Source organism: Rhodococcus sp. B10 (assembly GCF_011770055.1).
GTDB lineage: Bacteria > Actinomycetota > Actinomycetes > Mycobacteriales > Mycobacteriaceae > Rhodococcoides > Rhodococcoides kyotonensis_B.
Genome location: NZ_JAAFYV010000006.1, coordinates 102,286 through 122,501 on the forward strand (window position 1 = coordinate 102,286; position 20,216 = coordinate 122,501).

Annotated in this window: 7 protein-coding genes; 6 read left to right on the forward strand and 1 reads right to left on the reverse strand. The window is 66.9% G+C overall.

Features of this window, described 5'->3' with window-relative positions; genetic code table 11:
* Nucleotides 1–47 precede the first annotated feature (47 nt).
* Genes RhoFasB10_RS06125 through RhoFasB10_RS06150 form a run of 6 tightly spaced genes read left to right on the forward strand, consistent with a single transcriptional unit; the run spans nt 48 to nt 18,588 of the window.
* Nucleotides 48–710, forward strand: a complete 663-nt coding sequence (locus tag RhoFasB10_RS06125) for an isochorismatase family protein (protein WP_068424989.1) — start codon at nt 48–50, stop codon at nt 708–710.
* Nucleotides 707–2,323 (forward strand): AMP-binding protein, encoded by a 1,617-nt coding sequence (locus RhoFasB10_RS06130; protein WP_167675602.1) that lies wholly within the window; start codon nt 707–709, stop codon nt 2,321–2,323. The genes RhoFasB10_RS06125 and RhoFasB10_RS06130 overlap by 4 nt, the downstream gene beginning before the upstream one ends.
* The gene (locus tag RhoFasB10_RS06135) at nt 2,320–15,438 is read left to right on the forward strand and encodes a non-ribosomal peptide synthetase (protein WP_240930930.1); all 13,119 of its coding nucleotides are present in this window, start codon (nt 2,320–2,322) and stop codon (nt 15,436–15,438) included. The genes RhoFasB10_RS06130 and RhoFasB10_RS06135 overlap by 4 nt, the downstream gene beginning before the upstream one ends.
* Before the next feature lie 50 nt (nt 15,439–15,488).
* Nucleotides 15,489–16,502, forward strand: a complete 1,014-nt coding sequence (locus RhoFasB10_RS06140) for an ABC transporter substrate-binding protein (RefSeq protein WP_167675604.1) — start codon at nt 15,489–15,491, stop codon at nt 16,500–16,502.
* 40 nt (nt 16,503–16,542) lie between these two features.
* A complete protein-coding gene (locus RhoFasB10_RS26595; RefSeq protein ID WP_114331321.1) occupies nt 16,543–16,770 on the forward strand; it encodes a phosphopantetheine-binding protein in 228 nt (75 codons plus the stop codon).
* A 21-nt stretch (nt 16,771–16,791) separates the two neighbouring features.
* Nucleotides 16,792–18,588 carry a siderophore-interacting protein gene (locus tag RhoFasB10_RS06150; protein ID WP_167675606.1) on the forward strand — a complete coding sequence of 599 codons (1,797 nt, stop codon included), beginning with the start codon at nt 16,792–16,794 and terminating at the stop codon, nt 18,586–18,588.
* On the opposite strand, the gene RhoFasB10_RS06155 is transcribed toward RhoFasB10_RS06150, so the two are convergent.
* Nucleotides 18,575–20,047 carry a hypothetical protein gene (locus tag RhoFasB10_RS06155; protein ID WP_167675608.1) on the reverse strand — a complete coding sequence of 491 codons (1,473 nt, stop codon included), beginning with the start codon at nt 20,045–20,047 and terminating at the stop codon, nt 18,575–18,577. The genes RhoFasB10_RS06150 and RhoFasB10_RS06155 overlap by 14 nt on opposite strands.
* Nucleotides 20,048–20,216 lie beyond the last annotated feature (169 nt).

Sequence of the window (20,216 nt, forward strand, 5' to 3'; positions counted from 1 at the left end):
CATCGACCGATCGAAGACCGATTTTCGTACGAACGAGAGGGACGACCATGGCAATTCCGAAGATCACGAGCTACTCGATTCCCGGCCGTGACGAAGTTCCGGCCAACGTCGTCGACTGGGAGCTCGACCCCGACCGGGCGGCGCTGCTCATCCACGACATGCAGAATTACTTCATCGACGCGTACGCCGACGCGCCCGAGCTGATCACACCCGTCGTCGAAAAGATCTCGGCGCTGCGAGAACAGGCGTCCGAACTCGGCATCCCAGTGGTGTACACGATGCAACCCGGTGACCAACACCCCTCTCGCCGCGGCATTCTCGCGGACTTCTGGGGGCCGGGCCTCGGCGCGGGACGCGACACCGACGTCATCGACGCGCTCGCTCCGCGTCGCGGCGACATCGAGGTCACCAAGTGGCGGTACTCGGCGTTCCAGCGCACCGACCTTCGTGAGCTGCTCGGCCACCACGGGCGTGACCAGCTGATCGTCACGGGCGTCTACGCGCACATGGGCTGCATGCTCAGTGCCGCAGAGGCGTTCATGTCCGATGTCTGCCCGTTCCTCGTACTCGACGCGACCGCGGACTTCTCGCGCGACGAGCATGTCATGGCGGCGACCTACGCCGCCAAGCGGTGCGGTGCGGTCGTCACCGCCACGGACGTTGCCGACGCGCTCGGCCGCCAGCCCGTGGCAGCGGGCGCCGCACGATGAGCTCGTCGGTGGACACGCTCACGCCGCTGGTGCTCGACGGTGTCGTGCCCTATCCCGAGGAGTTCGCAGCCGACTACCGGGACAAGGGCTACTGGACCGGGCAGACGCACTCGGATCTGTTGGCGGACAGCGTGTCCGAGTATCCGACGCGCATCGCGGTGGTCGACGACCATCGCGCGCTGACCTACGCCGAGTTGGCCGATCGCGTCCAAGCGGTGGCAGGCGAATTCGACGCGCGAGGTATCGGCCGCGGTGACCGCGTCGTGGTGCACATGCCGAACACCAGCGAATTCGTCGAGGTCGTCTTCGCGCTGTTCGAGCTCGGTGCGTTGCCCGTCTTCGCGCTCGCAGCACACCGACGAGCCGAGCTCGAACAGTTCTGCCGCGCCACCGAAGCCCGGGCGTACGTCACCGTCGACCGCTTCGGGTCGACCTCGTACACCGAGATCGCAGACGAAATCCGCTCTGCCGTAGCGAATCTGGTCACCGTGGTCGTGCCGGTCGGAAAGCCGTCGTGGGCCACCGCGGACGCGGTGCCGAGGCGCACGCGTGCGTTGCCGTCGGACATCGCGTTTCTGCAGTTGTCCGGCGGAACGACCGGCACGCCCAAGCTGATCCCGCGCACGCACGACGACTACCTCTACTCGGTGCGCGAGAGTGGGCGCATCTGCGAGATCGACGAGACGTCCGTCATGCTTGCGGCACTGCCCATCTCGCACAACTTCACGATGAGCTCTCCGGGATTGCTCGGTGTCGTCGCCGTCGGCGGCAGCGTCGTGATGGCGCCCGATCCGTCGCCCGACACGTGCCTGCGCCTGGTCGAGCAGCATGCGGTCACGCACGCACCGTTGGTGCCCCCGGTCCTGATGGCGTGGCTCAATTCGTCGGCGCGCCGGGTACGCGATCTGACGTCGCTGGTCTCGGTGTGGGTGGGCGGCGCGAAGCTGACCGAGGAAGTCGCTCGCCGGGTTCGCCCCGAACTGGGCTGCTCGTTGACCCAGGTCTTCGGGATGGCCGAGGGGCTCGTCAACTACACCCGCGTCGGCGACGACGACGCCACCGTGTTCGGCACGCAGGGAAGGCCCATCTCGCCGGACGACGAGGTACGCGTCGTCGACGATGCGGGGCAGCCGGTGGAGACAGGAATGCCGGGTCATCTGCAGACACGCGGACCGTACACGATTCGCGGGTACTTCCGTGCCCCCGAACACAATCGGACTGCGTTCACCATGGACGGCTTCTACACCACCGGTGACATCGTTGTCCAGGACGACAGGGGCTATCTCCAGGTCGTCGGCCGCAGCAAGGATCAGATCAACCGCGGTGGTGAGAAGGTCGCGCCTGCGGTCGTCGAGAACCATCTGCTCGCGCACGAGAAGATTCACGACGTCTCGGTCGTCGGCATTCCTGATCCCGTTCTCGGAGAGAAGATCTGCGCGTTCGTCATCCGCCGTGACCCCGACTCCGACGAGCCGACGGCGGGACAGTTGCGGGCGTTTCTTCGTACCCAGCGCAAGGTCGCTGCGTACACCGTTCCGGACAAGTTCGAGTTCGTCTCCGAATTCCCCACGACCTCGGTGGGCAAGATCGACAAGAAGAGCCAATCACGATGACACTCGTCGAAGAGCACCGCACCGACACAGCAGCGGCACTGATGCCTCTGACCGGCGCCCAGCTGGGTATCTGGAATGCACAACGGCTGGAACCGGATTCGCCGTACTACCTCGTCGGCGAGGTGCTCGAGATCGACGCGTCCGATGACGGCGTGCCGATCGACGTGTCGGTTCTGATCGACGCCATCAGCGCCACGGTTGCCGAGGCGGACACGATGCGACTCCGCTTCGTGGCATCCGACGACGGGCCGCGGCAGTGGATCGAACCGGCGGACGCCGTCGACGTTCCGGTCGTCGACCTGACCGGCCAGGCGGATCCCCACGCTGCAGCCCACGAACACGTCACGCGCATTCGGCGGGATGCGGCCGAGGCAGCCCGCGAGATGGTCGATCGAGAACTCTTCGTCTACACCGTTCTTCGGCTCTCCGAGACCGAGGTCTGGTGCGTTCAGCTCTACCACCACCTGATCGTCGACGGTTACTCCGCTGCGATGATCTCGCGCCGTCTCGCCGCACGGTACACGTCGGCGGTGACAGGAAAGACGTTGCGCCCGAACCCGTTCGGCTCGTTCACCGACGTCGTCACCGAGGACGTCCGGTACCGGGAATCCGACGACGCCTCCTCCGATCGGGACTACTGGACGCGGCGGCTCAGTCCGCTTCCCGAGCTGCGCGGACGGTCGACCGGCGACGTCGGGTCGGCTCCGCGGACGCACTCCGCGCGCGCCGTCGTCGAGGCGGACGGGATGGCGTTGCTGAGGTCGATTGCCGAGGACATCGGCTGCACGTGGGCCGACGTGTTCATCGGAGCGTACGCAGGCTTCGTCGCCCGCCTGCAGCAGACCACCGATGTCGTCCTTGCCCTGCCGATCATGGTGCGCACCACGCGCGCGACACTGACCACCCCGTCGATGGCCGTGAACGTGCTGCCGCTGCGTGTGTCGGTGTCCTTGACCAACAACGTCCGGGCACTCGCGACGTCGGTGGCCGCGGCTCTCGGCGAGCTGCGAGCCCATCAGCGCTATCGCGGTGAAGACATCGTGCGCGACCTTTCTGCCCCTGGCGCGGGTGCGCTGCTGCACGGTGTCGGAATCAACCTGAAAGCGTTCGATTTCGAGCTCGACTTCGCCGGGGCGGTCGGAACATTGCGCAACGTCGCGGGTGGTCCGCCCGAGGAACTCGGTCTGACGGCCACGCCCCTCGACGGTGGACGGATGCTGCTCGGCTTCGAGGTCGACGCGAGGGCTGTGTCCGCCGAGGCCGCGGCGGCTCGTGTGCGCGGTCTGGCCGAGCTCGTCGGTGCGCTGTGCGCTCCCGAACGACCGACATTGGCCGACGTCGACCTGCGCGGCAGCGGTATTCCCGCCGGGTGGACGCCGCCTGCATTGGTGCGCGACGCGCCGCCCGTGCGAACGGTGTTCGCGGACATGGTCGTCCGTCATGCGGACGAGGTCGTGCTGGTCGATCACGAGACACGCTGGACCGCAGCCGAACTCGGAGAACGCGTCGGCACGATCGCAGGGGTGCTTCGGCGCCGCGGTGTCGGTGCGGACGACATCGTCGCGTTGGCGCTGCCACGCAGCGCTGACATCGTCGCGAGCATCTTCGCCGTGTGGGAGGTCGGCGCGGCATACGTCGTGCTCGACCCGGCGTACCCGACCGAACGGCTCGACGCGCTCGCTGCCCAGGCGAAGCCGGTGCTTTTGCTGTGTGCCGACATATCGCCGGTGGCAGTCGACTGCGCCGTCCTGCCCCTGAACGACCTGACCGGGGAGGTAGTCCGACTGGGGGAGTCGGCCTCGTCCCGACCCGACGACATGGCCTACGTGCTGTTCACGTCGGGCTCGACGGGTACCCCCAAAGGCGTCGTCGTGCGTGCGGGCGGCCTGGCGCACCTCGTCGCGCGTCAGCGTGCCAGTGTCTACGCCGATGCCGCGTCACGCGTGGGCGGGCGCAGGCTGCACGTCGCGCACACCACGTCGTTCGCCTTCGACGCCTCGCTCGATCCGCTGCTGTGGATTCTCGACGGCCACCGAGTATTCCTGTACGACAGCGAAATTCAGCGCGATGCCGACCTGCAGATCCAGAAGTTCGCGGAGGACGCGATCGACGTCGTCGACACGACCCCGTCCATGGCGTCGTTCCTCGTGGACGCGGGACTGACCGACTCCGGCGTGAACACCGTCGTCGTCGGCGGTGAGGCGTTACCTCCCGCGCTCGCCGCAGTGCTGGGGGCGAGTGCGGCCCGCGTCTACAACATGTACGGACCGACCGAAGCGACGGTCGACGCCATCTCGGACGACGTCGACTCGGGCGTGGTACGCATCGGTCGTCCTCTCGACGGAACCGCGGCCTACCTGCTCGACGGTGCGCTTCGTCCCGTGCTCGACGGCGAGGTCGGCGAACTGTATCTGGCCGGCCCGCAGCTCGCGCGCGGATACCTCGATCGACCGGGTGCCACCGCCGACCGGTTCGTCGCGAATCCGAACGTTCCCGGGCGGCGCATGTACCGCACCGGCGATCTCGCGCGCTGGGACGACGCGACCGGGTTCGAGTATCTCGGTCGCGCCGACGACCAGGTCAAGATTCGGGGCCATCGCGTCGAACTGCGGGAAGTGGAAAATATTCTCGCACAGGTCGATTCGGTGCGTTCCGCGGTTGCCGTCGTTCTCGGGTCCGGGGCAGGCGCCAGGCTCGTCGGGTATGTCACCGCCCACGAAACCACGAGCGGAGACGACATCCGACGCGCACTGCACACGCGGGTTCCCGATCATCTCGTTCCGTCGGCCGTCGTCGTACTGGACGAACTGCCCGTCACCGTCAACGGCAAGGTGGACCGTGCCCGGTTGCCTGCGCCGTCGGCGTCCGGTTCGGTCTCGATCGACCGAACACCGAGCACGCCAGCAGAATTCGCGCTGTGTGCTGTCGTCGGCGAGGTCCTGGGGCACGACGACGTCTCCGTCGACTCCGACTTGTTCACTCTCGGCGGGGACAGTATCGGCGCGATCGCCATCAGTGCGCGATTGCGCGGGCACGGAGTGGTGCTGACACCGAAGGAGATTCTGTCCGGGCGCGACCTCGCTGCGTTGGCCGCCGGGTCTCGGACCCTCGAGCGGCGTGCCGACGACGTCGACGACGACATCGCCGCCGGCTCCACCCCGACGACTCCCGTCATGCGCAACGCGCTGTCCGTCGACACGCTGGATGCGGTGGCGTCGTACGCGCAGTGGACTGCCGTCGAGGTCGACGAGAACGTGGACGTCGAACAGCTGCAGGCCGCACTGCGTATCGTGCTCGACCGCCATGCGGCCCTGCGGATGACGGTGCGCGACGCGGATTCCGTGCACATCCTCGAGTCCGCCGATCCGGCCGAGGTCGCCGAACTCGGGCCGTTGACGAGCGCGGACGCAGGAATTCGAACCGCATGCCTCGCGCACGAGCTTGCGCAGGACTTGAACCCGGTTGCCGGCCCGATGGTGCGGCTCGGCGTGATTCGGGTCGTGGACGGTCCGGACCGGGTGCTGACCGTCGTGCATCATTTCGCTGTCGACGCGTTGTCCTGGAGCGTGCTGGTCGCAGACCTGGTGGCGACGGCGTCCGGCCGTGAACTCGCGAGGACCGACGAACAGTCCTGGCGGCATCGTGCGGGTGAACTCGCCGATCGCGCCTCGTCGCACCGCTATCTCGACGAGCTGGGTCACTGGTCCGCAGTCCTGACGTCGAACCGTGCGGTGTTGACCGAGACCGGGCCACGGCCTGGCGTCGACACCCATGCGACCGCGTCGGTCACCAGGACGACGTCGTCGGGTGCCGTCGCAGCTGCCGTCCTCGACCTGTGCGCCAAATACAGCGCTCGACCCGACGAAGTGCTTCTCCTCGCACTCGCTCTTGCGGTGCGCACCTCGTTCGGTGACCAGGGCGACTTCCCGGTCCTCATGGAAGGCCACGGTCGGGACACCGAGAACGGCGACCGTCGCGGCCGCGGTTCGACCGTCGGGTGGTTCACGACCGAATATCCCGTGACGGTGCCGGGCTCGTGCGTCTCGGCGGACGAGCGGTTCGCCGAAGCACGTTCGGGTGGAGCAGTTCTCGCCGAGATGCTGCATGCCGTCAAGACCGATCGCCGACGCGGCCGCGACAGCGGAGTGGGGTACGGCGTCCTGCGGTTCCTGGACGACGCGGGACGCGACCTCGCGTCGGTGCCCGCACCGCAGATCGTGCTGAACTATCTGGGCGCGTCGACCGGCCTGTCGGGTGTCGGCTGGCGTTCCGCGCCGGGCGACGCGTTCGGAGTCGTCGAACCGCACGGTCGAACACTGTCGGAAGTGTTGGCCGTCAACGTCTTCGCGCAGGATTCGCACCTCGTGGTCGAATGGACGGCGGCGAACGAGCTTCTAGACGCCGACGCGGTGGCCTCGCTGCAGTCGTCGTTCGCCGACGCGCTGGAGAGCCTCGCCGTGCATGCTGCCGTGTTCGACGGTGGACTGAGCGCGGTGGACTGCGACACGGTGTCGGTCACTCAGCGCCAGATCGACGAACTCGAGTCCATCACCGGCCCACTGGACACTCTGCTGCCGCTGTCGCCGCTGCAGGCCGGTCTACTGGCTCACGCCGCGCGCCACGCCGAACGTGACGTGTACACCCTGACGGCCGTCGTCGACTTCGACGGCGACCTGGACCCGCTACGACTGCACGACGCCTTCGACGCGGTCGTGTCCCGTCACCCGAACCTGGCGTCCGGCTTCCATTTCGAGGGAGTGGACGAGCCGGTTCAATCGATTCCACGCGACAAGAGTGTTCGCTGGGACGTGACCGACGTGCGCACGCTGCCTCGACCCGCCGCCGACTCCGTCGCCGCTCTCGTGCAGAACCGCGCCGCAACAATGGTGTTCGACGTCCGACGCGGCCCGCTTCTCGCTGCACATGTGGTGCTGTTGCCGCAGAATCGCACCCGCCTCGTTCTGAATGCCCACCATCTGGTGACCGACGGATGGTCCACCCCCATCGTGCTGCGCGAGCTGGTGCAGCACTACAACCACGGCGGGGCGGGACGTGCACCGGCGGCCGACTACGCCGACTTCCTCGGCTGGTTGAGCCGTCTGGATCACACCGCACTGCGGGAACTGTGGCGGACGCGGCTCGCTGGAGTCACGGAGCCGACGATCGTCGCCCGCGGGACCGGCGATTCCGGAACGGCCGGGTCGTCGACCGCCGTCGAACTTCCATCGTCGACGGGTGAGGCGCTGGCTGGTCTCGCCCGGGAGAACGGCCTCACCGTCAACACTCTGGTGCAGGGCGCGTGGAGCGCGGTGCTGTGCGCTCTCGTCGGGCGAGACGACGTCGTGTTCGGTACCACCGTCTCGGGCCGACCGTCGGACCTCGACCGTGTCGAAGAGATGGTCGGTCTCTTCAGCAACACCGTGCCGGTCCGGATGCAGCTCGATGCACGCCCGTTCCGCGAGGTGCTGCAGCGAAGCCAGTCCGAACAGTACGACCTCGGTGACGCACAGCAACTCCCGTTGTCGGAGATCGAAGCCTGCGCCGACGCCCGTGGCCGTGGTCCGTTGTTCGACACGCTCGTCGTGTTCGAGAACTATCCCGGCGCGTTCGGTGCCGACGACGATTCGTCCGCGGACACTCGCATCCTGGGTATCGGAAACGTCAGCGTCACCCAGTATCCGCTGTCGCTGCTGGCGCCCCCGGGAGACCGATTCACGCTCGTCGTCGATCACGATCCCGACGAGGTAGGTACAGATGTCGTTCGGGCTGTCGTTCAATCTCTTTCGGTGATTCTCGCCGAGATGATCGTCGATCTCGAACGGCCGGCCTCGGACTTCGTGCCGTCGTCGATCCCGATGCTCCCGCCGCGTCAGTCCGGCCGAGCCGCGTCCGTCGTACCGTCGTCGGCGGCCGATCCGATGACTGCCGAGATCGTCGCGACGCAGCTGTCCACCGTGCTCGAGGTACCGATCGGTGTCGACGACGACTTCTTCGACCGCGGGGGACACTCGCTCGCCGCGATGCGTGCGGTCGCTGCCCTGCGTCGCGTGGGAATTGCAGTCACCGTCGCCGATATCTTCGACGCTCGCACTCCGAGATCGATTGCAGCACTGTCGCGTACGCTGGCTGCCCCGCCGGCGCCCGAATCGATCACCGCCGACCCGGTCGTGTCCTCGGCGCAGAAGCGTCTGTGGATACTCGAACGGCTGAGCCCGGGTTCGCACGCACACGACGTCCCCGTCGTGCTCGAACTGGCCGGTTCCGTCGACGTCGACGCGTTACGTGATGCCTGGCGTGATGTTCTGGTGCACTTCGAGATTCTGCGGACGTGCTACCCAGCGGACGCCGGCGGCGACCCACGACCTCACGTCCGGGGTGCGTCGGAGATTCCGGAGCTGGCGATCGTCGACGCCTCGGGTGACATGCAGGAGGCCGTCCAGTCGTACCTCACCGCTCCCGATGCCGTGTTCGACATCGAACGGCGAGTACCGGCCCGCGCGAGCGTGATTCGCGGTAGTGGTGACCGGCTCGTGCTCGTGATCGTCGTGCACCACATCGCGATCGACGGATCGTCGGTGAGAGTGGTCCTGGAATGGCTGGGGCGCGCATACGAGCAGCGGCTCGCAGGGCAGGTGCCCAGGCTCGACACCGGTGCACCGTCGTTCTGGGAGTTCGCGGCCCAGGCCGACACCCCGTCGGACTCGGTGCAGTACTGGTCGAGCGCGCTCGCCGATCTTCCTGCCGAACTCGACCTTCCGACCGACCGGCCTCGACCGCGAGACGCGTCGCATCGTTCGGTGGGCGTGCGCACGGCAGTGAGCGAGGAGACCGCCCGGGAAATGCGCGCTGCCGCCGTCCGTCACGGGGTCAGCCCGCTGATGATCCTCGAGGCCGCAGTCGCACTGGCGTGGAACAGGTTCGGCGCAGGTGTCGACATACCGCTGGGCACGACGGTGTCGGATCGAGAACTCCTCGGCAACGGTCGTTTCCGCGACACCGTGGGCTACCTCGTCAACACGGTCGTTCATCGAATCGACCTGTCGGGCGACCCCACTCCGGCCCAGGTGCTCGAACGCGTGCGCGCAACATCTCTGGCTGCACTCGAACATCAGCACGTTCCGTTCGATCGTGTCGTCGACGCGGTCGCGCCGGAGCGGCTGTTGGGCAGACACCCGCTGTTCCAAACGATTGTCGGCCACGAGGTTCGCGGTGACTCGATGCGGTGGGGAGAGGCGACGGCGACCGAACTGGAACCCGTCGACCCACCTGCCCGCATGGACGTCGCAGTGTGGTTGAGGGAGAGCCGGGACGGTATGGAGGTGGCCGTCGGCGGTGCGGCCGATCTGTTCGACGTCGGTACCACCAGGAACCTCGCCGCCGAGATCATCCGTTCGCTGGACGACGTACTGGAACACCCCGACGAGCCGCTGTCGCGATCCGGTCGAGACGGCCTGCTGTATTCGTCTGTGCGCGAATCCGTTCCGCAGTCGTTGATCCAGCGGTTCCACGATCGTGCCGTGCACGTCCCGAGCGGCGTCGCCGTGGTCGCCGGTGACCGCGTCCTCACATACGGCGAACTCGCGTCTCGCGTGGAGGCGACCGCGCGTGTTCTGACCGAGAACGGTGTGCTGCCCGGTTCGGTCGTCGGCGTCGCGATCGGTCGTGACGAAGACCTTCCGACGGCCCTGTTGGCCGTCCTGCGGTGCGGTGCGGCCTACCTGCCGCTGGATGTCGACTACCCGCGGCAGCGCCTGCAGTACATGATCGGCGACGCGAAGCCGACGTGCGTTCTCGTGCAGCGCGCCACCGTCGACGCGGTGTCGTGGATCGACCTGCCCGCGGTCCTCGTCGACGACGTCGATGTCGTGCGCCGGTCCGACGTCGTCCTGCCCCCGGTGCCGGTGGCCGACGACGCACTTGCCTACGTCATCCACACCTCCGGTACCACCGGCAACCCCAAGGGCGTCATGGTGACGACGGCGAACCTTGCCGCGTTCGCCGACGCCGCGGTTCGGCTGGGGTGGGTCCGGTCGTCCGACACCCTCGTCGCCGTGACGACGGTGTCGTTCGACATCGCGGTGCTGGAACTGTTGTGTCCGTTGATCGTCGGCGCGTCCGTCGTCGTCGTTCCGCGCACGACCGTCGTCGATCCACCGAAGCTCGCGGCGGTGATCGCCGCGTCGAATGCGACTGTCGTGCAGGCGACACCGTCGCTGTGGCGCCTGCTGCTCGGTAGCCTGCGGGACTGTTCCGTGCGTGTGCTCGTCGGCGGTGAAGCTGTCCCGGCCGAACTCGCAGACCAGCTGACGGCCGTCGGCGACACGGTCTGGAACGTGTACGGCCCGACGGAAGCCACCGTGTGGGCCACGGCCGCCGAACTCCGGAGGGGAACGCCCGTCACGATCGGGTCCCCGTGGATCGACGTCGACGCGCGGGTTCTCGACGAGTGGTTGCGCGAGGTGCCGAACGGTGCGGCAGGAGAGCTGTACCTCGGGGGCGCGCAGGTGGCACGCGGCTATCTGAATCGGCCGTCGCACAGCGCGACACGGTTCGTCGCGCACCCGTCGAAGGCCGGTGAACGGCTGTATCGCACGGGCGACCTCGTACGGAAGCGCGACGGCCGGCTCGAATACCTGCGACGCACCGACGACCAGGTCAAGGTCCGCGGTTTCCGAGTCGAGCTCGGCGACGTCGAGTCGGCTCTGCGGGCCCTCGACGGCATCGCCGACGCCGCCGCCAAGGTCGCGGAGATCGCCGACGGTACGGTCCGGCTGTTCGGATACGTCGTGCCCGTCGACGGAATCGAACCGGACGGCGACGTGGTCCGTGAACGACTCGCCGCCACGGTGCCGAATCAGCTTCTTCCGCAATCGATCACCGTCCTGTCGTCGCTGCCTCGTACCTTGAACGGCAAACTCGATCGAGGTGCACTGCCGGTGCCTCGTCGTCGGGAAGAGACTGAAGAGACTGTGGCGCAGGGAGATCGGGCCGCATCGACGATTCTCGGGGACCTTCTCGCCGCGGCATCGGAGGTGTTGGGTACCGAGGTCGCTCCCGACGTCGGTTTCTTCGCAGCGGGCGGCGACAGCATCGCCGCGGTGCGATTCGTCGCGGCCGCCGACAGGCGCGGCGTGACGGTCGAGGTCGCCTCGGTGTTCGAGTCGCACTCGTTCGTCGACCTCGCGGAGGCGGCCGTCCGCAGCAAAGGCGTGGCCGACGACACGTCGACCGAGCTGGTCGAGATCGGCGACGCCGAACGTGAGACGCTCGACGCCGACCATCCGGGGTGGCAGCGGGTTCTTCCATTGACCCCCTTGCAGCGCGGAATGTACTTCCAGTCCGTCACCAGCGGGCAGAGCGCCGACAGCTACCACGTGCAGCACCGATTCACGTTCGCCGAACCGATCGACCGTCGGGCGCTGAACATCGCCGTGGCTGCGGTTCTGCGGCGTTATCCGAACCTGACCGCGGTGTTCACGCACGCGGTGTTCGCGGAGCCGGTGTCGATTCTTCGCCCGGCAGCCGTCGTCGTGGACGAGCAGTTCGTGGAGTCGTCGGTCGACTTCGATGCCGTTGCCGCAGACGAGTTCGCCCGCCCGTTCCGGCTGGATCGGGGGCCGTTGCTGCGCGCGGTCGTTGCAGTTGCGTCCAAGACCGAACAATTGATCGTCACCGGACATCATCTGCTGACCGATGCGTGGTCGCAGGGTGTGTTGTTCGGCGAGTTGTTCGTGCTGTACGGCGTCGCCAGGACACTGGCGGGTCCCGAGACGACCGACGACGACGTCGTCGACGCGGCGCTGCGGGTTCTCGAACCGGCGGCCGACTTCACCGACCATCTGCGACGGTTGTCCGCGCTGGACGACGACGCGGCGCGGGCAGCGTGGGCGCGTCGCCTCGCCGATCTGGACGAACCCACGATCGTCGCTCGCCGCAACGGCCGAGGAGCCATGTCCGTGCCGAACCGGCACACTCGGCGGGTCGACGACACGGTGCGCGACGCCGTGACCGCCCTGGCCGCCGACCTGGGCATCACCGTTTCCGCCATCGTCTCGGCTGCATGGGGATTGACGTTGCGCAGAGTCACCGGCCGAGACGACGTCGTGTTCGGCACCACCGTGTCCGGTCGTGATCCGCGTGTGCCGCGCGCGGACCGCATGGTGGGGTTGACGCTGAACACGGTCCCGGTGCGAGTCACGATGTCGCCGCGAACGACGCTGCGTGAACTCGTGCGCGACGTCTTCGCCGGCCAGGCGTCGGTGATCGACCACCATCACCTGGGGCTCGGTGAGATCTCGCGCGCCGCGGGCTTCGACACGCTCTTCGACACCCTGATGGTGTTCCGCAACGTCGGTGGTGACGCCGATCGAGCCGGAGTGTTCGAGCGTGTCGGCATCACCCACGCGGAGGCGTTCGACGCGACACACTATGCGGTCACACTCGACGTGGATCCGCGAAGTCGTAGCGGCGGAATGGAACTCACGCTGGAGAACCGGCCCGAACTCGTCGACGACGCGACGGCCGGTGCGCTGTCGTCCGTCGTCGCCGACATGCTCGGTGCGCTGGTCGGCGTGACGGGCGCAGTCACGGTTGCCGACACCGGCCGCGACAGAGACGATCCGGAGTCGACGCCGCTCACACCCGCCCGCATTTCGATACCTGGTCCGGGCGATCGCGAGGGAAGCATCGACGCGTTGCTGTCGGAGCGTGCCGCTGCGTCACCCGACGGTCCGGCATTGACGTGTGGCACCGAGACGCTGACGGCACGGCAATTCGACGACCGGGTCACTGCGCTCGCGTCGGTGCTCGCCGCGTCGGGAGTGGGCGCGGGCGACGTCGTGGCCTTGCTGTTGCCTCGCATCGCCGATCACGTCGTCGCCATCTTCGCCGTGATGCGTGCCGGCGCAGCGTATCTCCCACTCGATCGTGCGCATCCGGCTTCGAGACACGTCGAACTGGTTCTGGACAGTCGCGCTGCCGCGATCGTCACCGTCGACACCTTCTCGGACGACGTCGCAGCCGTCATCGCGGCGCTCCCTGCGAGTGTGGACGTGCTCGACCTGTCGGACCCCGCGGTGCGCTCTGTTCTGTCGGGTTCCGCCCCGCCGCCGACGGTCTCCCCGGACCGCATCGCCGGACCAGTTCATCCGGACCAGCTCGCGTACGTGATCTACACGTCTGGCTCGACCGGAAAGCCCAAGGGTGTCCAGGTCGGGCACCGCGGACTCACGGCGATGTACCACAATCACCGCGACGAGATATTCCGTCCCACAGAGCAATCCGTCGGTGGGCGCACTCTGCGCATCGCCCACACGGTGTCGTTCTCGTTCGACATGTCGTGGGAGGAACTGTTCTGGATGGTGGCAGGCCATCACGTGCACGTCGTCGACGAGGCGGCGCGGGCCGATCCGATCGGTCTGGTCGGGCACTACCGCGACGTCGGCATCGACGTCGTCAACGTGACACCTTCCTACGCACGAGAACTGATCGCCGCGGGGCTTCTCGACGGCGAGCGGGCGCCGGTACTGGTGATGCTCGGCGGCGAAGCAGTACCGCAGGAATTGTGGACGCGGCTGCGCGAGCAGGACGGCGTCGACGGGTACGACCTGTACGGACCGACCGAATTCACCATCAACGCCATGGGATCCGCGGTTGCCGACAGCGAGACACCGTGCCTGGGTCGTCCAGTGCGCAATGCCAGTGCGAGAGTGCTCGATTCGGGGCTCCGGTCCGTCGAGACAGGTGCCACGGGCGAGCTCTACATGTCCGGTGACGGAGTTGCCCACGGCTATCTCGGTCGTGTCGGACAGACGTCGAGCGTATTCGTCGCCGATCCGTTCGCGGCGGGTCGGCGCATGTACCGGACCGGTGACCTGGTTCGCTACTTGCCCGGCGGTCGCCTCGAATATCTCGGCCGCGTCGACAGACAGGTGAAGATCCGAGGAATGCGCATCGAGCTCGGTGAGGTCGAGTCCGCGCTCGAGTCCCTGCCCGGCGTCGAGCGGGCTGCCGCCACGGTCCGCGACGACAGTGGCATTCGCCGGCTCATCGGCTACGTCGTCGCGTCCGGTGAGTCTGCGGAAGTACGTGCGCTGCTTCGTGATTCGGTTCCGACGCATCTGGTGCCGTCTCGGATCGTCGTCGTCGAGCACATCCCGTTGACGATCAACGGCAAGCTCGATCGCGCTGCTCTTCCCGAGCCGCCGCGTCGCGACGTCGCCGGTACGTTGCGGACCGACACCCAGCGCCGCGTCGCACATATCTTCTCGGATGTGCTCGGCTGGAACGACATCGGCGGGGACGACGGTTTCGCCGACTGCGGGGGTGACTCGCTCGCCGCCATGCGCGTGGTGTCCCGGGTGCAGCGCGACTTCGGTGTTCGTGTCGAGATCGCGGATCTGATTGCGCGACAATCTGTCTCGTCGATTGCGGATCTCGTCGACGCCGGAGGAAGCTCTTCGGGCGACGACATCCTCCTGCGGTTCCCGACCGCGGCGACGGGTGACCCGCTGTTCTGCGTCCATCCTGCAGGTGGTGTCGCGTGGCAGTTCGCGCCTCTGGCTGCACGGATCGATCGGCCGGTCGTCGGGCTGCAGCTGCCCCAGGAGCGCCCGCACACGTTCGACGAGTTGGTCGAGCTGTACGTGCAGACGGTGCGGCAGGAACAGCCGGACGGTCCGTACGACCTGCTCGGCTATTCGTTCGGAGGAGTGCTGGCCCATGCGATGGCGGCCAGGCTGGATGCGCTCGGTGAATCCGTCGGCTTCGTCGGGTTGATCGACAGCGAACCTGCGGACGGACACACGTCTACCGATACGGCGCGGACAGCGAAAACCGTAGCGCCCGAGCTAGCACCCCATATCGATGCGAACTTCGCCTACACTGCCTCCCTGCTGAGAAATGCGACATCGCCGACATATCGGGGAACGCTGACGCTGTTCGAGGCCCAGCGCTCGAAGCCACCGCTCGGTTTCGCCGATCGGTGGACGCGCGTGCACGACGGCGAACTCGTCGTCCACGCCGTCGATGCCGACCACGACGGGATGGTGGGTGCCGGGGGCTGGAGTTCGATCGTTCCGCTGCTGGCACACGAGAAGGATTCCGATGGGCGCTAGAAGCCGATCGGGGAACACGAACACAACGATGATCTCGGAAGGATCTTTCAGTGTCTGACACACAGTTTCGACGACGTGGTGTACGGATCGTCGCGGCATTGGCCGCGGTGACCATCGGCCTCACGGCGTGCAGCAGCAGCGATGCCGAATCCGACGGCAGCGCCACGACGAACGAGAGCAGTAGCGACACGCGCGTCGTCTCGACCGACAAGGGTGACGTCACCGTTCCCGCCGACCCGCAGCGCATCGCCGTGCTGTCGGCAGGGTTGGCGGGCTACCTCTTCACCCTCGACGCGCCGATCGCGATCACCGACACCCGGTTGCTCGGCGTCACCAACCTCGACGGCGGCTTCCCGCCGCAGTGGGCCGAGAAGGCGCAGGCGCAAGGCACTCAGGAACTGCCCGCAGGTGAAGCGCTGAACATCGAGGCGATCGCGCAGGCCGAGCCCGACCTGATCATCGGTGGCGGGCAGGGTATCTCGGCGGTACAGGCCGACGAGGCCTACGATCAGCTGACCGCGATCGCCCCGACGGTGCTCATCCCGCCGTCGGTCAACACCTGGCAGGGCCAGCTCGAGGCAGTGGCCGACGCGGCCGGCGAATCCGACAAGGTGGACGGCCTGCTCGACGCCTACGAGGACAAGGTGGCCGAGGTCGAGGATGCCATCACGGTTCCGGGTTCCCCCGTCGCGTACTTCCTGTCGTTGAGCACGAACGAGCCGGCGTTCATTCCGCAGACCGCGACGTTGCCGGAACTGCTGAAGACCGTGGGCTTCGAGCCCGACGACGTGTTGACCAAGGCGGACAACCCCGAACTCTACGGATCGGGTGACTCCTTCATCATCAGCAACGAGCTGCTCGGGAACGTCGCCACCGCGCCTGTCGTCATCGTCGTTCCGGTCGCCGGACGCGGCCTGGACGAGCTGAAGCAGGACCCGGCGTACGCGAACCTGCCTGCATTCGCGTCGGGCAAGGTGTTCGAGCTTCCGGCGACGAGCTACCGGCCGGACTACGACGGAGTGATCTCGACGCTGGACCAGGTCCAGACCATGTTCGCCAAGTAAGAAGACTGTTTCAGTCCCCGAAAGACAAGGACTCACCACTGTGCTCACCCGCGAGACCGTCATCGGCGACATCGCCACCGCACTCGACCGGTCACCCGAGAAGATCGACGACGAGCTGAATCTGCTCGACGAAGGGTTGGACTCGATCCGCATCATGGGCCTTGTGGAACGATGGCGGTCCGCGGGCGCTGCGGACGTCGATTTCCCGACGCTCGCAGCCGATCCGACCGTGTCCCACTGGGTCGCGGTTGCGCTCGGCGAGTACTGAGAACACACGAGAGGAAGTTCGATGGCGGGGACCGTACGCGAGGTCGAGATCTTTCCGATCTGCATGCGAGAGTTCGATGTTCTGACGGTGGAGGACGTCACGCCCGGGATGCGTCGCGTCGTTCTCGGAGGTCCGTCGTTGGATCGCCATGTGCGAGACGGTGTCGAGCTTCCTCCGGTGCGGAGCAACGGGTTCGACGACGACATCAAGCTCCTGCCGGTCGACCCTTCCACGGGTGCATTGCCTTTCGAGGTTCCGCGCAACCTCGACAACGGAACCGTCGACTGGCCTGCCGGGTCGTTCCAGTACAGCCGCACCTACACGGTTCGCCGGTTCGACGAGGCGGCAGGTGAACTGGTCGTCGACTTCGCCGCGCACAAGGGAGGTCTTGCATCGGACTGGGCGTACAGCGTCCAGCCGGGGGAGAAAATTCTCGTTGCGGGACCGAAGCATTCGTCGTCGTTGCCCATCGGTGCGGACTGGATGCTCGTGGCCGGGGACGAGACGGCATTGCCGGCCATCGCGCACTGTCTGGAAGAACTTCCTGCCGACATGCCGGCGACCGTCGTCGTCGAGGTTGCCGAGCCGTCGCACCGGCAGGAGCTGAAGTCTGCTGCGGACGTGGACATCACGTGGTTGTACCGGTCGGATGCCGACGGTCGGTCGCGCCTCGTCGAGACCGTGCAGGGCGCGCAGTGGCGGCCCGGTCAGCCGTATCTGTGGGTTGCCGGGGAGGCGTCGACGATCAAGCCGTTGCGACGCTGGGCCAAGCAGGATCGCGAGATCGACAAGCAGTTCGTCGAGATCGCCGGGTACTGGCGGTATCGCGAACCGCTCGCGGTGGAATCCGATCCGGCGGACGCCGTACACGAGATGTCGGAACTGCTTCCGCCGCTTGCGCTTCGCACTGCCGTGACCGTCGGTGTGTTCGCTGCGGTAGACGCAGGTGCGGACTCTGCGGAGGCGATCGCTGCCGAATGTTCCACCGACGAACGCGCGACGGCGAAGTTGCTCCGGCACCTCGCGGTGATGGGGTTGATGACCGTCGACAACGGTCGGTACGCGTTGACGGACACGGGTGCCGTTCTCGCGGATCAGGACACGTTCCTGAGCCAGGCATTGCACTTCGACAAGATCCACACCCGCCTCGACATGGCGTTTCTCGGATTGCTCGAGTCGGTGCGCACGGGATCGGCCGCCGTCGGGCACGGTTTCGCCGACAAGCAGCGCGAGCCGGGCTTTCTCGACGACTTCCACGAGGAGGCAGCATTCGGCGCCGTGTACCGTGCGCCGGCCTTGCCGGATGCCGTCGACTTCGACGGGGTCGAGGTCGTCGCGATCTACGGTGAAGGTGCAGGGGTCTACGCCGACACGCTCGCGCGGCTACGGCCCGACCTGCGCATCAGCCTGGTCGGACTGCCCGCGATGAATGCGCGAAACTACGCCGACGTGTCCGAGGCCCGTCGCGACGGCGTCGTCCGTATCGACGCCAGCGAGTTCACCGTCCTGGGTGACCGAGTGGATCTGGCCATCGTCGTCGACGTTCTCGACCTGCATCCCGACGCCGACGCGCAGGTGCTGCTACGCGCGATCGGCGCGTCGGCGATGCGGGTCGTCGTCATCACCGACCTGCTGGATCCGGCGACGACCGACGATCACGACACCGAAAGCGATCTGCTGCAGCTGTGTCTGCACGGCACAGGCCGACGTACCGAAAGCGAACTTCGGGCGCTGGTCTCCGAGAGTGGTTACGGAGAGCCGCGATTCGGCTCGCTCGGTTGGGGATCGACGGTGGTGGAATTCGCTACGCGTGGCTGATGGGTAGGTGTTCGACCGCACCCCGCAGCTCGAATTCCTTGCGCGAGGACAAGATCGACATCACCTCGTCGCGCGTCGCGTCGTTCGGAAGCCACACGGCGTCGGCGACCGCGGCGAGAACCGTCGAGTCGTCGGCGGCGTCACGGGCGCGGCGGCCGATCAGACCGAGAATTCGGGTTGCCGGATCGGTATGGGGCAGGTCGGCTCTGACGACGTCGAAGGTCCCGTCGTCGCCGAACTCGAGGAAGATCTCCTCGCCCTCGGTGAGATCCAGATCGTCGACGAAACGCTTGATCGTCCCCGATCGGGCCTGCACCGACACCCACATGACCGACTGACTACCGAGCCGAGAGTCGAAGGAACGGGGCGTGCCGGGCCCGACGTTCAGCAGTGCCGCGAGTGCCGACGGCAGATTGAACGCCGATCCTTTGCGATGGATTGCCGTGACGGTGGTACGCCATCGCACGACGCCGTGACCGCGGTACAGGTGTTTGGTTTTCGACGGCGATTTGCGCGGCTTGTAGGAATGTCGACGCCGGGTGACGATCTCGTTCTCGGTCACGAAATCGCCTGTGGACGCATAGGTTCGGATGCTCTGTTCCTTGACGTCGTACGAACCCGTGATCTCCGCGACGAGGCGGTCGATCTCGATGCTGCCGCGGTCGTCGACGATGCTCGCGATCTGGCGGTGGATGGGTACGTACGGCGGAATACCCCAGCGTGTCAGCGCCCACAGGGTGCGGTCGGTCTTGGCGAATCGTGCATCGGTCACGAGGGCGTTGCGGACACTGGAGGCCGACCGTGTCGGTTGCATACGGTCCATCAGGTCCGGCATGGACGTCGGCGTGCCCGTCGACGCCAGGATCGACGCCAGCTGACCGGCGACCGGCAGGTCGAGCGGGACGAGATGGCCGTCGAGCACGCGGTACCCGGCTGCGAAGTCCTCCAATTCCGCTGCGGGCATACCCAAGTGCTCGGCGACGGCGCGGAGAGGCGTGATGCCGTCGATCGTCGAGTTGCGGGCGACGACGGCGGAGAGTTCGTCGCGGGCGGCGTCGCGCGTGGGTGAGAAGACCCAGCCGGATTCGACGGACAAGCGCTCGTCCATCTGAGAGATCAACGACCACAACGGGATACGCAGTGAGGGAATCGTGCGGGTCGTGTCGGGAATCGCGCTGGCGACGCGAGACAGGGAGGCGACGGGACGGGCGACCTCGAGGATGCGGTCCCCGAGCGCTCGCAGGCTCGGGAGCCGTCGAAGCGCGTCGAATGCCCGGGTGCGTGAGCGGTGTTCGATCCGAACAGCGTGTTCCGGGGCGACACGAAGGCGCACTGCCATGTCGTGGACGGGCACGGGATCGGTCGCAAAGATCCTGTCGCGCAACGTGATCGATTCGATTTCGGAACAGGTGGCGAGAAAGGACTCGACCTCGTCGACCGGCGGCAGGGGAGTGGACACTGGGGTGGATCCTCGAATGCGTCGTGACAGGTCGGTGCGAAATGCAACACCTCGACTATACGCTCCAAGCTTCAACCTCGATGGCGTTCGCGAGCGTCGCGATGACGCCGGGAAGTTAAGGTTGCCTTTCCTATGTGTCACACTCGGATGCGTCGACAGCGGCTCATCG

Excerpts from the sequence above, each read along its gene's own strand:
- RhoFasB10_RS06135 (WP_240930930.1), top strand. The coding sequence starts at position 2,320 with ATGACACTCGTCGAAGAGCACCGCACCGACACAGCAGCGGCACTGATG.
- RhoFasB10_RS06130 (WP_167675602.1), top strand. The coding sequence starts at position 707 with ATGAGCTCGTCGGTGGACACGCTCACGCCGCTGGTGCTCGACGGTGTC.
- RhoFasB10_RS06150 (WP_167675606.1), top strand. The coding sequence starts at position 16,792 with ATGGCGGGGACCGTACGCGAGGTCGAGATCTTTCCGATCTGCATGCGA.
- RhoFasB10_RS06125 (WP_068424989.1), top strand. The coding sequence starts at position 48 with ATGGCAATTCCGAAGATCACGAGCTACTCGATTCCCGGCCGTGACGAA.